General features: G+C 54.4%; 12 protein-coding genes, 7 tRNA genes and 1 pseudogene. 19 read left to right on the forward strand and 1 reads right to left on the reverse strand.

The features are described from left to right. Window positions 1-206 precede the first annotated feature (206 nt). From asnB to C3708_RS06725, 8 genes are all read left to right on the forward strand, one after another. Window positions 207-1,871 carry an asparagine synthase B gene (gene asnB, locus C3708_RS06690; protein ID WP_103948801.1) on the forward strand — a complete coding sequence of 555 codons (1,665 nt, stop codon included), beginning with the start codon at window positions 207-209 and terminating at the stop codon, window positions 1,869-1,871. A 224-nt stretch (window positions 1,872-2,095) separates the two neighbouring features. Beyond that, a tRNA-Met gene (locus tag C3708_RS06695) sits at window positions 2,096-2,172 on the forward strand. A gap of 8 nt (window positions 2,173-2,180) precedes the next feature. Continuing rightward, window positions 2,181-2,265: transfer RNA gene (locus C3708_RS06700), tRNA-Leu, on the forward strand. 23 nt (window positions 2,266-2,288) lie between these two features. Beyond that, window positions 2,289-2,363: transfer RNA gene (locus C3708_RS06705), tRNA-Gln, on the forward strand. Window positions 2,364-2,394: 31 nt separating this feature from the next. Then, window positions 2,395-2,469 (forward strand) — tRNA-Gln (locus C3708_RS06710). 16 nt (window positions 2,470-2,485) lie between these two features. Then, window positions 2,486-2,562: transfer RNA gene (locus tag C3708_RS06715), tRNA-Met, on the forward strand. Between the two features lie 44 nt (window positions 2,563-2,606). Then, window positions 2,607-2,681 (forward strand) — tRNA-Gln (locus C3708_RS06720). Window positions 2,682-2,717: 36 nt separating this feature from the next. After that, a tRNA-Gln gene (locus C3708_RS06725) sits at window positions 2,718-2,792 on the forward strand. A gap of 110 nt (window positions 2,793-2,902) precedes the next feature. Here the strand turns inward: C3708_RS06725 and ubiF are convergent. Then, a complete protein-coding gene (ubiF, locus tag C3708_RS06730; RefSeq protein ID WP_103948802.1) occupies window positions 2,903-4,078 on the reverse strand; it encodes a 3-demethoxyubiquinol 3-hydroxylase in 1,176 nt (391 codons plus the stop codon). Window positions 4,079-4,215: 137 nt separating this feature from the next. On the opposite strand from ubiF, the gene miaB reads away from it, so the two are divergent. The 11 genes and pseudogenes from miaB to C3708_RS06785 all read left to right on the forward strand — a co-directional run. Then, complete coding sequence (miaB, locus tag C3708_RS06735) at window positions 4,216-5,640, forward strand: tRNA (N6-isopentenyl adenosine(37)-C2)-methylthiotransferase MiaB (RefSeq protein ID WP_103946674.1); 1,425 nt, start codon at window positions 4,216-4,218, stop codon at window positions 5,638-5,640. A gap of 134 nt (window positions 5,641-5,774) precedes the next feature. Beyond that, window positions 5,775-6,821 carry a PhoH family protein gene (locus C3708_RS06740; RefSeq protein ID WP_165790668.1) on the forward strand — a complete coding sequence of 349 codons (1,047 nt, stop codon included), beginning with the start codon at window positions 5,775-5,777 and terminating at the stop codon, window positions 6,819-6,821. After that, a complete protein-coding gene (gene ybeY / locus C3708_RS06745) occupies window positions 6,818-7,285 on the forward strand; it encodes an rRNA maturation RNase YbeY (RefSeq protein WP_095281234.1) in 468 nt (155 codons plus the stop codon). Before C3708_RS06740 ends, ybeY begins: the two co-directional genes overlap by 4 nt. Window positions 7,286-7,383: 98 nt before the next feature. After that, on the forward strand, window positions 7,384-8,262 hold the full coding sequence (gene corC, locus C3708_RS06750) for a CNNM family magnesium/cobalt transport protein CorC (RefSeq protein WP_095281233.1): 879 nt from the start codon (window positions 7,384-7,386) through the stop codon (window positions 8,260-8,262). A gap of 5 nt (window positions 8,263-8,267) precedes the next feature. After that, a complete protein-coding gene (gene lnt / locus C3708_RS06755; RefSeq protein ID WP_095281232.1) occupies window positions 8,268-9,806 on the forward strand; it encodes an apolipoprotein N-acyltransferase in 1,539 nt (512 codons plus the stop codon). Between the two features lie 398 nt (window positions 9,807-10,204). Then, complete coding sequence (locus tag C3708_RS06760) at window positions 10,205-11,110, forward strand: amino acid ABC transporter substrate-binding protein (protein ID WP_133159637.1); 906 nt, start codon at window positions 10,205-10,207, stop codon at window positions 11,108-11,110. A gap of 157 nt (window positions 11,111-11,267) precedes the next feature. Beyond that, window positions 11,268-12,008, forward strand: a complete 741-nt coding sequence (locus tag C3708_RS06765) for an amino acid ABC transporter permease (RefSeq protein WP_095281231.1) — start codon at window positions 11,268-11,270, stop codon at window positions 12,006-12,008. Further along, window positions 12,008-12,685 carry a glutamate/aspartate ABC transporter permease GltK gene (gene gltK, locus C3708_RS06770; protein ID WP_095281230.1) on the forward strand — a complete coding sequence of 226 codons (678 nt, stop codon included), beginning with the start codon at window positions 12,008-12,010 and terminating at the stop codon, window positions 12,683-12,685. Before C3708_RS06765 ends, gltK begins: the two co-directional genes overlap by 1 nt. Beyond that, the gene (locus C3708_RS06775; RefSeq protein WP_095281229.1) at window positions 12,682-13,407 is read left to right on the forward strand and encodes an amino acid ABC transporter ATP-binding protein; all 726 of its coding nucleotides are present in this window, start codon (window positions 12,682-12,684) and stop codon (window positions 13,405-13,407) included. Before gltK ends, C3708_RS06775 begins: the two co-directional genes overlap by 4 nt. A gap of 120 nt (window positions 13,408-13,527) precedes the next feature. Then, entirely contained in the window at window positions 13,528-14,463 is a 936-nt protein-coding gene (rihA, locus tag C3708_RS06780) for a pyrimidine-specific ribonucleoside hydrolase RihA (protein WP_103948804.1), read from the forward strand. Between the two features lie 141 nt (window positions 14,464-14,604). After that, window positions 14,605-14,732, forward strand: a pseudogene (locus C3708_RS06785) (IS481 family transposase); the annotation flags it as partial.

A 14,732-nucleotide genomic window follows, 5' to 3' on the forward strand; every position in this document is an offset into this window, starting at 1 on the left:
AAAAACATCACCTAATCTAACAAAAATCGTCATTCATTGAATAATCGTCAATAAAACTGCTCTCGACATACTCTTTTTTCAACATTCGGCAATAGCTATTGCGTTATTTTCTTTTCCGTCCGTAAAAGTGTTGCGCGAACACCCTGTTTTGCGGCATTTTCATAAGCAAGCAACATCACACTGCAACAGGGTTAACGGAGAAGGTTATGTGTTCAATTTTTGGCGTACTGGATATTAAAACTGACGCGGGCGAACTGCGTAAAAAGGCACTGGAGCTTTCTCGCCTGATGCGCCATCGCGGCCCAGACTGGTCCGGCGTGTACGCAAGCGATAAAGCCATTTTAGCTCACGAACGTCTGTCGATTGTCGACGTCAACGCCGGTGCCCAGCCGCTGTATAACGAGAAAAAAACGCACGCGCTGGCCGTTAACGGTGAAATCTACAACCATCAGGCGCTGCGCGCAGAGTATGGCGACCGCTACGCCTTCCAGACCGGTTCCGACTGCGAAGTGATCCTTGCCCTGTATCAGGAAAAAGGGCCTGAGTTCCTCGACGATCTGCAGGGCATGTTTGCCTTCGCGATGTACGATAGCGAAAAAGACGCCTACCTGATCGGCCGCGATCATCTCGGTATTATTCCGCTGTACATGGGCCACGACGAACACGGTAACTTCTACGTTGCCTCTGAAATGAAAGCCCTGGTCCCGGTTTGCCGCACCATTAAAGAGTTCCCGGCCGGCAGCTATCTGTGGAGCAAAGACGGCGAAATTCGCCATTACTATCAGCGTGACTGGTTTGATTTTGACGCAGTGAAAGACAACGTCACCGACAAAAACGAACTGCGTCAGGCGCTGGAAGACTCCGTCAAAAGCCACCTGATGTCAGATGTGCCGTACGGTGTGCTGCTTTCTGGTGGGCTGGATTCCTCCGTTATCTCTGCCATCACCAAGAAATTCGCCGCACGTCGCGTGGAAGACGGTGAACGCTCTGAGGCCTGGTGGCCGCAACTGCACTCCTTCGCCGTAGGCCTCGAAGGTGCGCCGGATCTGAAAGCCGCGCAGGAAGTGGCAAACCATCTGGGCACCGTGCACCATGAAATTCACTTCACCGTGCAGGAAGGTCTGGATGCGATTCGCGACGTTATCTATCACATCGAAACTTACGATGTGACCACCATTCGCGCCTCGACGCCGATGTATCTGATGTCGCGTAAAATCAAAGCGATGGGCATTAAAATGGTGCTGTCGGGCGAAGGTTCTGACGAAGTGTTTGGCGGATACCTGTATTTCCATAAAGCGCCAAACGCCAAAGAGCTGCACGAAGAGACGGTGCGTAAACTGCAGGCGCTGCACATGTTTGACTGTGCTCGTGCGAACAAAGCGATGTCTGCGTGGGGCGTTGAAGCCCGCGTGCCGTTCCTGGATAAATCGTTCCTCGACGTGGCGATGCGCATCAACCCGCAGGATAAAATGTGCGGCAACGGGAAAATGGAAAAACATATTCTGCGTGAATGTTTTGAATCTTACCTGCCAGCAAGCGTCGCATGGCGTCAGAAAGAGCAGTTCTCTGATGGCGTGGGCTACAGCTGGATCGATACCCTGAAAGAAGTGGCGGCGAAGCAAGTGACCGATCAACAGCTGGAAACCGCCAGCTTCCGCTTCCCGTACAACACGCCAGGCTCGAAAGAAGCATATTTGTACCGTGAAATTTTCGAAGAGCTGTTCCCGGTACCGAGCGCTGCGGAATGTGTTCCTGGCGGCCCGTCAGTGGCCTGCTCCTCGGCGAAAGCCATCGAATGGGATGAATCGTTCAAATCCATGAACGATCCATCAGGACGCGCGGTGGGTGTTCACCAGTCAGCGTATAAGTAATCGCAGAGATCGCATGAAGGCCCTTCGGGGCCTTTTTTATTGCTCACGTTTTGCTGAACAAAAGCGATTAATAACCAATAATTGCCGATTATTCGGCCACGCTGTTCGCAACCTAACCAAACAGTCACAATCCAGCGATTTTCATTGAAAAAGATATTGACGCTGCAAGGCTCAATACGCATAATGCGCCCCGCAACGCCGATAAGGTAACGCGAAAAAAAGATGGCTACGTAGCTCAGTTGGTTAGAGCACATCACTCATAATGATGGGGTCACAGGTTCGAATCCCGTCGTAGCCACCATCTTTTTTGCGGGAGTGGCGAAATTGGTAGACGCACCAGATTTAGGTTCTGGCGCCGCAAGGTGTGCGAGTTCAAGTCTCGCCTCCCGCACCATTTCCAGGTCAGCGTTGTACGGATGGGGTATCGCCAAGCGGTAAGGCACCGGTTTTTGATACCGGCATTCCCTGGTTCGAATCCAGGTACCCCAGCCATATTCTTCGATTTAGCGGTTCTCCGCATTATTGGGGTATCGCCAAGCGGTAAGGCACCGGTTTTTGATACCGGCATTCCCTGGTTCGAATCCAGGTACCCCAGCCATCGAAGAAAGCAGTTTGGCTACGTAGCTCAGTTGGTTAGAGCACATCACTCATAATGATGGGGTCACAGGTTCGAATCCCGTCGTAGCCACCAAATTAGAAATTTATCGATTATTTCGGTAAACTAGGAAAAATTGTTGGGGTATCGCCAAGCGGTAAGGCTCTGGTTTCTGATACCAGCATTCCGAGGTTCGAATCCTCGTACCCCAGCCACTTTCAAAAAGTCGTTAGATGTTTAACGCACCCTGTTGGGGTATCGCCAAGCGGTAAGGCTCTGGTTTCTGATACCAGCATTCCGAGGTTCGAATCCTCGTACCCCAGCCACTTAACAGCAAAAAAGCCCGCTCTGCGGGCTTTTTTGTTTTTGTGCTTTGTTCGGTGCGGCTTGTTTCCCTCATCCTGGCCCTCTCCCAAAAGGAGAGGGGAAAAGCTGCCTAGAGTCCGAGCGCATACTTCAATGCCTGACGTTTCAGGCCGCCTGCGCGTTCTGCTGCCATCAGGCCGATATTGCGCAGAACACGCACCGGTGCGAGATCGTTGCTGAACCCCGCGTAAAACAGATCCATCCCCGACTGCATCAGGAAATTATCCGCCATGCGCCGCGTCTGGTAGCGCTTAAGTACAGCGGCACTCGCCCAGGGTTCCGCATGGCCGCGCGCGCTGCTCATCACCGACAACAACGCTTCCACGTCACGATAGCCCAGGTTCACACCCTGCCCCGCCAGTGGATGAATGGTATGCGCCGCATCCCCCACCAGCGCCAGCCCTTCGCGCGCGTATTGCAGGGCATGGCGACGGGTCAACGGGAATCCACCCGCCGCCACCGGAGTGACTTTGCCAAGACGCGCCGGGAAGTGTTTCTCGATTTCACGCTGTAACTGCTCCATCGACAAACTCTGTAACTGGCGAATACGCGCCGGAGTGTCGTACCACACCAGCGACGCCCAGCGGTCAAACAGCGGTAAGAAGGCGTGCGGACCGTTGGGGGTAAAATGCTGCCAGGTGCTGTCGCCCGGATCGTTTTCGCACTTAACGGTAATCAGCATGCAGGATTGTTGATACTGCCATGCATGAATGCCAATCCCGGCCATCTGCCGCACCTGTGAATTTGCACCATCAGCACCAACCACCAGCTTTACAGCCAGCTCATCACCGTTATCCAGCGCCAGCACATATCCGCCCTCATGGCGATGCAGTGCTTTCAGGGAATCCGGCACCCGCAGCGTCACGTTGTCGTGCGCCTCCAGCGCCTGCCAGAGCGCTAACTGCAGCACGTTATTTTCCACCATGTAACCCAACAGCGGCAGCTTGAGCTCTGAGGCGTCAAACTTCACGTGTGCGTTTTCCCACTCCCATGTCTCCAGACGGCGATACGGATGGGCGCGCATCGCCAGGATCGCCTCCCATACACCCAGACCGCGCAGCAGATCGACCGACGCGGCACTGATCGCCGAGATCCGCACATCCGGCTGCTGAGCATCATCAAACGCGGGCGGCGCAGCCTGCTCGATAACCGTTACCTGAAATCCCTGTTGTGCCAGTCCGAGCGCCAGTGCGCCGCCGACCATCCCACCGCCGACCACGGCGATTTCGGTTTTCTGGAGTGTCATGGTCAATAATCCTTTCTAAGAGAATCCCTTAAGTTTACCGGATTTTTTCGCCCTTGAGGCAGCCAACCTTCATACTGGTCACAACCCCACCAAACCATTACAATACGCGGCTTGCAATCCTGAGCCTGAGCAAGTCGATGACTAAAAAACTCCATATAAAAACCTGGGGCTGTCAGATGAACGAATACGATTCATCGAAGATGGCCGATCTGCTGAATGCCACCCACGGGTATCAACTGACTGAAGTGGCAGAGGAAGCCGATGTCCTGCTGCTTAACACCTGCTCAATCCGTGAAAAAGCGCAGGAAAAAGTCTTCCACCTGTTAGGTCGCTGGAAACTCCTCAAAAAGAAAAATCCGGACCTGATTATCGGCGTCGGCGGCTGCGTGGCCTCACAAGAAGGCAAAATGATTCGCCAACGCGCGCATTATGTCGATATCGTGTTTGGCCCGCAGACCCTGCACCGCCTGCCGGAGATGATCAACTCGGTTCGCGGCGATCGCAGCCCGGTGGTTGACGTCAGTTTCCCGGAAATCGAGAAATTTGATCGTCTGCCCGAGCCGCGCGCCGACGGCCCAAGCGCGTTCGTCTCCATCATGGAAGGCTGCAACAAATACTGCACCTACTGCGTCGTGCCTTATACACGCGGTGAAGAGGTCAGCCGCCCGTGCGACGATATTCTGTTCGAAGTGGCCCAGCTTGCCGCCCAGGGCGTGCGTGAAGTGAATCTGCTCGGTCAGAACGTGAACGCATGGCGTGGCGAAAACTACGACGGTTCTACTGGCACGTTCGCCGAGTTGCTGCGTCTGGTGGCTGCTATCGATGGTATCGACCGCGTCCGTTTCACCACCAGCCATCCGATTGAATTTACCGATGACATCATCGATGTCTATCGCGATACGCCTGAACTGGTGAGCTTCCTGCATCTGCCGGTGCAGTGCGGTTCCGACCGCGTGCTGAATCTGATGGGTCGTACCCATACGGTGCTGGAATACAAAGCGATTATCCGCAAACTGCGTGAAGCGCGCCCGGATATCCAGATAAGCTCCGATTTTATCGTCGGCTTCCCTGGCGAAACCACCGATGATTTCGCCCGCACCATGAAGCTGATTGGTGAAGTGAATTTTGATACCAGCTTTAGCTTCATCTTCTCTGCGCGTCCAGGCACGCCTGCCGCCGATATGGTGGACGATGTGCCGGAAGAAGAGAAAAAGCAGCGTCTGTATATTCTGCAGGAGCGTATCAACCAGCAAGTGACCGCCTGGAGCCGCCGTATGCTCGGCACCACGCAGCGTATCCTGGTGGAAGGCACCTCGCGTAAAAGTCTGATGCAGCTGTCAGGGCGCACCGAGAACAACCGCGTGGTGAACTTCGAAGGTACGCCAGATATGATCGGTAAGTTTGTTGATATCGAGATTGAGGAAGTGCTGACCAACTCCATGCGCGGCAAACTGGTGCGCACCGAAGCGGAAATGGGGCTGCGCGTGGCCGAAACGCCGGAGTCCGTTATCGCCCGTACCCGTAAAGAGAATGATTTAGGTGTCGGTGTTTACCAGCCTTAATTCCTTCAGGCCTGTCGCTCTGGCAGGCCTTGTATTTCCCCTCGGCGTCCCCAATATGCAAGCATAAGCTTGCGCCTTTTTTCTGTGGCGTAAATAATTTCTTGTAAGACGACACTCAAATTAAGAGGAACAGTTTGAATACAGAAACGCGTGAACTTACCCTTGAGCCAGCAGACAACGCTCGCCTGCTGAGTCTGTGCGGGCCGTTTGATGACAACATCAAACAACTGGAGCGACGTCTGGGTATCGAAATCAATCGTCGCGATAACCATTTCAAACTTACCGGACGCGCCATCTGCGTCAACGCCGCTGCCGATATTCTGCGCAGCCTGTATGTCGATACCGCCCCGATGCGCGGCGAGACTCAGGACATTGAGCCTGAACATATCCACCTCGCCATCAAAGAAGCGCGCGTGCTGGAGCAGAGCGCCGACAGCGTGCCTGACTACGGTAAAGCCATCAATATCAAAACCAAGCGTGGCGTCATCAAGCCGCGAACACCAAATCAGGCGCAGTACATCGCCAATATTCTCGACCACGACATCACCTTCGGCGTGGGCCCGGCGGGTACAGGTAAAACTTATCTGGCCGTCGCCGCTGCTGTCGATGCGCTGGAGCGCCAGGATATTCGTCGTATCCTGCTGACCCGCCCGGCGGTAGAAGCCGGTGAAAAGCTGGGCTTCCTGCCTGGCGATTTAAGTCAGAAAGTGGACCCGTATCTGCGCCCGCTGTATGACGCTCTGTTTGAAATGCTCGGCTTTGAGAAAGTCGAAAAGCTGATCGAACGTAACGTCATCGAAGTAGCGCCGCTCGCCTACATGCGCGGGCGCACGTTAAACGACGCGTTCATCATTCTCGACGAGAGCCAGAACACCACCATCGAACAGATGAAGATGTTCCTGACGCGTATTGGCTTTAACTCGAAAGCGGTCATTACTGGCGATATCACTCAGATCGACCTGCCGCGCAGTACTAAATCCGGTCTGCGTCACGCCATCGAAGTGCTGGCGGAAGTAGACGAAATCAGCTTCAACTTCTTCAACAGCGAAGATGTCGTGCGCCATCCAGTGGTCGCCCGCATCGTTAACGCCTATGAAGCATGGGAAGAAGCAGAACAAAAACGTAAAGCAGAACAGGCCGCGGAACGTAAACGCGAAGCCCAGGAGCAAGAACACAAATGAGTCAGGTAATTCTCGATTTACAGCTGGCCTGTGATGACAATTCCGGTTTACCGGAAGAAAGTCAGTTTCAAACATGGCTGGATGCGGTGATTCCGCAGTTTCAGGAAGAGTCAGAAGTCACGATTCGCCTGGTTGACGAAGCGGAAAGCCACGAGCTGAACCTGACCTATCGCGGGAAAGATAAGCCGACCAACGTGCTCTCTTTCCCGTTTGAAGCACCGCCGGGCATCGAAATGCCGCTGCTGGGTGACCTGATCATCTGCCGCCAGGTGGTTGAACAGGAAGCGAAAGAGCAACAAAAGCCGCTCGACGCACACTGGGCGCACATGGTTATCCACGGCAGTCTGCATCTGCTTGGCTATGATCATATTGAAGACGAAGAAGCGGAAGAGATGGAATCCCTCGAGACAGAGATAATGCTTGCTCTGGGCTATGAGGATCCGTACATTGCCGAGAAAGAATAGTCAGTTAAGCATCTTGCGACACTGACCGACCATGCCGTCGCACAAGGAACATTGCGGCGGCGAGCTTGACACTCACAAGAGAACCCTAAACTTACGCCATGAGCGACGACAATTCACACAGTAGCGACACGACAACCAGCAAGAAGGGATTTTTCTCCCTCATTCTGAGCCAGCTTTTCCACGGTGAACCGAAAAACCGTGATGAACTCCTGGAGCTGATTCGTGATTCCGGGCAGAACGATCTTATCGACGAAGATACGCGCGAAATGCTCGAAGGGGTCATGGACATCGCCGACCAGCGCGTTCGCGATATTATGATCCCCCGCTCGCAGATGATTACCCTGAAACGCAACCAGACTCTGGACGAGTGCCTCGATGTGATCATCGAATCGGCCCACTCGCGTTTCCCGGTAATTAGCGAGGACAAAGATCACATCGAAGGGATTCTGATGGCGAAAGATCTGCTGCCGTTTATGCGCAGCGATGCCGACGCTTTCAGCATGGAAAAAGTGTTACGCCAGGCGGTGGTGGTTCCGGAAAGCAAGCGCGTTGACCGCATGCTCAAAGAGTTCCGCTCCCAGCGCTACCACATGGCGATTGTTATCGATGAATTTGGCGGTGTTTCCGGCCTTGTGACTATCGAAGATATTCTCGAACTGATCGTCGGTGAAATCGAAGATGAGTACGACGAAGAAGACGATATCGAATTCCGTCAGCTGAGCCGCCACACCTGGACGGTGCGCGCTTTGGCGTCCATTGAAGAGTTCAACGAGACCTTTGGCACCCACTTCAGCGATGAAGAGGTGGACACCATTGGCGGGCTGGTGATGCAGGCCTTTGGCCATCTCCCGGCGCGTGGCGAGTCCGTTGACATCGATGGTTACCAGTTCAAGGTCGCTATGGCCGACAGCCGACGTATTATTCAGGTTCACGTCAGAATGCCGGACGACTCCCCGGTGCCAAAACTGGAAGATTAATGTAAATGGCATTTGCCCCATTACTTGAGCGCCAGCGCGTCCGTTTGCTGCTGGCGCTGTTGCTCGGAGCCAGCGGAACGCTGGCTTTTTCTCCTTATGATATCTGGCCTGCTGCCCTTCTCTCTTTGATGGGGCTGCAAGGGCTGACGCTGAATCGTCGCCCGGTTCAGGCTGCGGCTATCGGCTACTTCTGGGGTCTGGGCCTGTTTGGTTCCGGCATTAACTGGGTGTACGTCAGCATCGCGCAGTTTGGCGGAATGCCTGGCCCGGTGAACGTCTTCCTGGTGGTGCTGCTGGCAGCGTATCTCTCGCTGTATACGGGTCTGTTTGCGGGCATTCTGTCGCGCCTGTGGCCGAAAACCACCTGGCTGCGCGTCGCTATTGCCGCTCCCGTGGTCTGGCAAATTACCGAATTCCTGCGCGGCTGGGTGCTAACCGGCTTCCCGTGGCTGCAGTTCGGCTACAGCCAGATTGATGGCCCGCTGAAAGGCCTGGCCCCGGTGATGGGTGTGGAGGCGATCAACTTCCTGCTGATGGTGGTGAGCGGCCTGCTGGTGTTGGCGCTGGTTCAGCGAAACTGGAAACCGCTGGTAGCCGCCGTTGTACTGTTCGCCCTTCCCTTCCCGCTGCGCTTTATCCAGTGGTTTACCCTGGAGCCGGAACGCGCGACGCAGGTGTCGATGGTGCAGGGAGACATTGCACAATCGCTGAAATGGGATGAGAACCAGCTGGTTAATACGCTGAAAATCTATCTTGATGCGACGCAAAAAGAGATGGGTAAATCCAGCCTGATCATCTGGCCGGAGTCTGCGATTCCGGATCTGGAAATCAATCAGCAGCGTTTCCTGAGCATGATGGACGATCTCCTGCGCGCCAAAAACAGCACGCTGATCACCGGGATTGTCGATGCGCGTCTGAACCAGCAGAACCGTTACGACACTTACAACACCATTATCACGCTCGGAAAAGACAATCCGTACAGCTACGAATCGGCGAATCGCTACAACAAAAATCACCTTGTTCCTTTTGGTGAGTTTGTACCGCTGGAATCGATTCTGCGCCCGCTGGCACCGTTCTTCGACTTGCCGATGTCGTCCTTTAGCCGGGGTTCCTACGTTCAGCCGCAGCTTCATGCGCACGGTTTTGCACTGACGCCGGCGATCTGCTACGAAATCATCCTGGGCGAGCAGGTGCGCGATAACTTCCGTCCGGATACGGATTATCTGCTGACCATCTCCAACGACGCCTGGTTTGGTAAGTCGATCGGCCCGTGGCAGCACTTCCAGATGGCACGCATGCGCTCGCTTGAGCTGGCACGTCCGCTGCTGCGCAGCACCAACAACGGGATTACGGCGGTGATTGGTCCGAAAGGCGAAATCCAGGCGATGCTCCCGCAGTTCACCCGCGCGGTGTTGACCACCAAAGTCACGCCAACGACCGGCCTGACGCCATATGCCCGCACCGGCAACTGGCCGCTGTGGATCCTGACCGCGCTGTTTGGTTTTGGCGCACTGCTGATGAGCCTTCGTCAGCGTCGTAGATAGTCCTTTCTGCCCGGCGGCGCTTCGCTTGCCGGGCCTACAAAACCCATCCCTGTAGGCCGGGTAAGGCGCAGCCGCCACTCGGCAAATCCCCTCTCAAATTCTATTTCTGGCACGCCTATTGCTTTGTTAAATCACAGATTCAGTGGTTTGGCTTAACGTGCAACTTTGTCGCACCATCGCAGTTCATCGGTAGCACCCAAACGGTGCAACGAGATATTTTTGCCTCTGAATGGTGCGGCGCGCTTCGCAAAAATAAACAATAACGCAGCAAAATCTTTACATTAAGCCAGACTAAATGTTAACAAGCTTGCATAACACTGCACTCGCATCGCGCGAGATATAACAACATCACAATGGGTATCAATGCGTCATTGGCGCAGATAATAAAGGAGTTGGGTATGCAATTACGTAAACTGGCCACAGCAATGCTGGTAATGGGCGTGTCCGCAGGCGTCGTTCACGCTGAAGACGCACCGGCTGCCGGGAGCACTCTCGACAAGATTGCCAAAAATGGCGTGATCGTGGTCGGCCACCGTGAATCTTCCGTCCCGTTCTCATACTACGACAACACGCAAAAAGTCGTAGGCTACTCTCAGGACTACTCCAACGCGATCGTAGAAGCGGTCAAGAAGAAGCTCAACAAACCTGACCTGCAGGTGAAGCTGATTCCAATTACGTCGCAAAACCGTATTCCCCTGCTGCAAAACGGCACCTTCGATTTTGAGTGTGGCTCCACCACTAACAACCTCGAACGTCAGAAACAAGCGGCCTTCTCCGACACCATCTTCGTGGTTGGTACGCGTCTGCTGACCAAAAAAGGCGGCGAGATTAAAGACTTCGCAGACCTGAAAGGCAAAGCGGTCGTTGTGACTTCCGGTACCACCTCTGAAGTGCTGCTGCACAAGCTGAACGACGAGAAGAAACTGGATATGCGCATCATCAGCGCCAAAGACCACGGTGACTCTTTCCGTACTCTGGAAAGCGGCCGCGCGGTGGCATTTATGATGGATGACGCACTGCTGGCGGGTGAACGTGCGAAAGCGAAGAAACCAGACAACTGGGAAATCGTCGGCACGGCGCAGTCGAAAGAAGCGTACGGCTGTATGCTGCGTAAAGACGACGCAGGCTTCAAAAAACTGATCGATGACACCATCGCTCAGGTACAGACCTCCGGCGAAGCGGAAAAATGGTTCGATAAGTGGTTCAAGAATCCGATTCCACCAAAAAATCTCAACATGAACTTTGAACTGTCTGACGACATGAAAGCCCTGTTCAAAGAACCTAACGACAAAGCACTTAACTAATTAGAACCATTAAGGGGCGGGATCTCCTGCCCTCTCGATTGTCGGGAAGCGCGGACAGACTATACGTTGAGTGGTCGTTCCCCACTCAGCGCGAACATTGAGCTTCTCACCAATCTTCGAGGGTAGCGCTGCTACCCTTTTTTTTCTGGAGTTTATTATGTCAATAGACTGGAACTGGGGCATTTTTCTGCAACAGGCCCCGTTCGGCAACACCACCTATTTAGGCTGGCTGTGGAGCGGCTTTCAGGTCACCGTCGCGTTATCGATAACGGCCTGGATTATCGCGTTTCTGGTCGGTTCGCTGTTCGGTATTTTACGTACCGTTCCCAACCGTTTTCTCTCTATGCTCGGCACGCTGTACGTCGAACTGTTCCGTAACGTTCCGTTAATCGTGCAGTTCTTTACCTGGTATCTGGTCGTTCCTGAACTGCTGCCGGAAAATCTCGGCATGTGGTTTAAATCGGAGCTGGACCCGAACATTCAGTTCTTTGTCTCCTCGATGCTGTGCCTTGGGCTGTTCACTGCTGCGCGCGTGTGCGAGCAGGTGCGTGCCGCGATTCAGTCTCTGCCGCGCGGGCAAAAAAACGCCGCGCTGGCAATGGGCCTGACGCTGCCGCAAAGCTACCGCTACGTGCTGCTGCCGAACGCCTATCGCGTGATCGTTCCGCCGATGACCTCCGAGATGATGAACCTGGTGAAAAACTCGGCCATCGCCTCCACTATCGGTCTGGTCGATATGGCGGCGCAGGCGGGCAAGCTGCTGGATTACTCCGCACACGCATGGGAATCCTTCACTGCCATCACCGTGGCCTACGTGCTGATTAACGCATTCATCATGCTGGTGATGAACCTGGTTGAACGTAAAACTCGCCTGCCGGGCAATCTGGGGGGTAAATAATGTACGAGTTTGACTGGAGTTCCATTGTTCCTGCCATGCCCTATCTGCTTGATGGGCTGGTCATCACCTTAAAAATCACCGCCATTGCTATCGTCATTGGTATTGTCTGGGGCACGATCCTCGCCGTCATGCGCCTGTCGAGCTTCAAGCCTTTCGCCTGGTTCGCGACCGCCTACGTCAACGTTTTCCGCTCCATTCCGCTGGTGATGGTGCTGCTGTGGTTTTATCTGATTGTTCCAGGCCTGCTGCAAAACGTACTGGGACTTTCGCCTAAAACGGATATCCGCCTGATCTCGGCGATGGTGGCATTCTCGATGTTTGAGGCCGCTTACTATTCAGAAATTATTCGCGCGGGTATTCAGAGTATCTCCCGCGGACAATCGAGCGCGGCGTTGGCGCTAGGCATGACCCACTGGCAGTCGATGAAGCTCATTATTCTGCCACAGGCGTTTCGCGCTATGGTCCCGCTGCTGCTGACGCAGGGTATCGTTCTCTTCCAGGATACATCGCTGGTGTATGTGCTGAGTCTGGCGGACTTCTTCCGCACCGCCTCCACTATCGGTGAGCGTGACGGTACGCAGGTCGAGATGATCCTGTTCGCAGGGGCAGTTTATTTTGCAATTAGTTTAAGCGCGTCGCTGTTGGTGACCTGGCTGAAGAAAAGGACGGTCTCATGATTTCCCTGAAAAATGTTTCTAAATGGTATGGGCACTTTCAGGTGCTGACCGACTGCTCAACCGAAGTGAAAAAAGGCGAGGTGGTCGTTGTGTGCGGCCCTTCCGGCTCCGGTAAATCGACGCTGATTAAAACCGTCAATGGCCTTGAACCCGTGCAGCAAGGCGAGATCGTGGTCGATGGCACCAAAGTGAACGACAAAAAAACCGATCTGGCAAAGCTGCGTTCCCACGTTGGGATGGTGTTCCAGCACTTCGAGCTGTTCCCGCACCTGTCGATTATTGAAAACCTGACGCTGGCGCAGGTAAAAGTGCTGAAACGCGACAAAAAAGCCTCGCGTGATAAGGGCTTAAAACTGCTGGAACGCGTTGGGCTGTCGGCTCATGCTGATAAATTCCCGGCGCAGCTTTCCGGTGGCCAGCAGCAGCGCGTGGCGATTGCGCGTGCGCTCTGTATGGACCCGATTGCTATGCTGTTCGATGAGCCAACTTCCGCGCTCGACCCAGAAATGATCAACGAAGTGCTGGACGTTATGGTTGAACTGGCGCACGAAGGGATGACCATGATGGTGGTGACGCACGAAATGGGCTTCGCCCGCAAAGTCGCCAACCGCGTGATCTTTATGGACGAAGGCAAAATTGTCGAAGATTCGCCGAAAGAAGATTTCTTCGCCAACCCGCAGTCCGACCGCGCCAAAGACTTCCTCGCCAAAATCCTGCATTAATCAATACGGTGCGTAATCTTCGGATTGCGCACCACTTCACGCTTTACGTCTCTGCTTCTCGTCTGCTTCATCTTGCGGCGTTAACCTTGTCACAAAATAACGCCAAAAATGGAGTTTGCTATGCCACAGCCAATTATTCTCGATTGCGATCCCGGTCATGATGACGCCATCGCTCTGGTCCTTGCCCTCGCGTCACCGGAATTAGACCTCAAAGCGGTCACCTCTTCTGCCGGCAACCAGACGCCGGATAAAACCCTGCGTAACGTTTTGCGCATGTTAACGCTGCTTAAACGTACGGATATTCCGGTGGCGGGCGGTGCGGTAAAACCGTTGATGCGCGATCTGATCATCGCCGATAACGTTCACGGCGAAAGCGGCCTGGATGGCCCGGCGCTGCCTGAACCGGGCTTTAAACCGCAGGATTGCACTGCCGTTGAGCTGATGGCGAAAGTGCTGCGCGACAGCCGCGAGCCGGTGACGCTGGTGGCAACGGGCCCGCAAACTAACGTCGCGCTGCTGCTCAACAGCCACCCGGAACTGCACGCGAAGATCGCGCGGATCGTGATCATGGGCGGTGCGATGGGGCTGGGGAACTGGACGCCAGCGGCGGAGTTCAACATTTTCGTCGACCCGGAAGCCGCAGAGATTGTCTTCCAGTCGGGCATACCGATTGTGATGGCCGGTCTGGATGTCACCCACCGGGCGCAGATCATGGCGGAAGATATTGAGCGTTTTCGCGCCATCGGCAATCCTGTCGCGACCACCGTCGCCGAGCTGCTCGACTTCTTTATGGAATACCATAAAACCGAGAAATGGGGATTCCAGGGCGCGCCGCTGCACGATCCCTGCACTGTCGCCTGGCTGCTAAAACCGGAGATTTTTACCACGGTGAATCGCTGGGTCGGCGTAGAGACGCAGGGGAAATATACCCAGGGGATGACGGTCGTGGATTACTACTCCCTGACCGGCAATACGCCAAATACCACGCTGATGGTGGATGTCGACCGGGAAGCGTTTGTAGATTTAATCGCAGAACGGTTGAAGTTTTATAACTAGTGCGGTCTGGTGCCCTCTCCCACAGGGAGAGGGCGAAAACCACGCCGATCTGATCCCCTCGCCCTGTACGGTCCGGGGACATCATGAACACTTGTTCGGGGACATGGTAGACACTTACAACTAAGGCATACGAACCCGTTTTTGGAGTCGCTTATGCCCTGGGATGCGAGAGATACCATGTCATTACGTACCGAGTTTGTTCTGTTCGCCTCGCAAGACGGGGCGAACATCCGTTCTCTTTGCCGTCACTACGGCATTTCGCCCGCTAC

The sequence above is a fragment of the Lelliottia sp. 7254-16 genome, assembly GCF_002922995.1.
Lineage (GTDB): Bacteria > Pseudomonadota > Gammaproteobacteria > Enterobacterales > Enterobacteriaceae > Enterobacter > Enterobacter jeotgali.

What these genes read in the sequence shown, in the direction of transcription:
- ubiF (WP_103948802.1), bottom strand. Translation starts at nt 4,078, where the DNA reads ATGACACTCCAGAAAACCGAAATCGCCGTGGTCGGCGGTGGGATGGTC.
- C3708_RS06775 (WP_095281229.1), top strand. Translation starts at nt 12,682, where the DNA reads ATGATTTCCCTGAAAAATGTTTCTAAATGGTATGGGCACTTTCAGGTG.
- lnt (WP_095281232.1), top strand. Translation starts at nt 8,268, where the DNA reads ATGGCATTTGCCCCATTACTTGAGCGCCAGCGCGTCCGTTTGCTGCTG.
- gltK (WP_095281230.1), top strand. Translation starts at nt 12,008, where the DNA reads ATGTACGAGTTTGACTGGAGTTCCATTGTTCCTGCCATGCCCTATCTG.
- C3708_RS06765 (WP_095281231.1), top strand. Translation starts at nt 11,268, where the DNA reads ATGTCAATAGACTGGAACTGGGGCATTTTTCTGCAACAGGCCCCGTTC.
- ybeY (WP_095281234.1), top strand. Translation starts at nt 6,818, where the DNA reads ATGAGTCAGGTAATTCTCGATTTACAGCTGGCCTGTGATGACAATTCC.
- rihA (WP_103948804.1), top strand. Translation starts at nt 13,528, where the DNA reads ATGCCACAGCCAATTATTCTCGATTGCGATCCCGGTCATGATGACGCC.
- miaB (WP_103946674.1), top strand. Translation starts at nt 4,216, where the DNA reads ATGACTAAAAAACTCCATATAAAAACCTGGGGCTGTCAGATGAACGAA.
- corC (WP_095281233.1), top strand. Translation starts at nt 7,384, where the DNA reads ATGAGCGACGACAATTCACACAGTAGCGACACGACAACCAGCAAGAAG.
- C3708_RS06760 (WP_133159637.1), top strand. Translation starts at nt 10,205, where the DNA reads ATGCAATTACGTAAACTGGCCACAGCAATGCTGGTAATGGGCGTGTCC.
- asnB (WP_103948801.1), top strand. Translation starts at nt 207, where the DNA reads ATGTGTTCAATTTTTGGCGTACTGGATATTAAAACTGACGCGGGCGAA.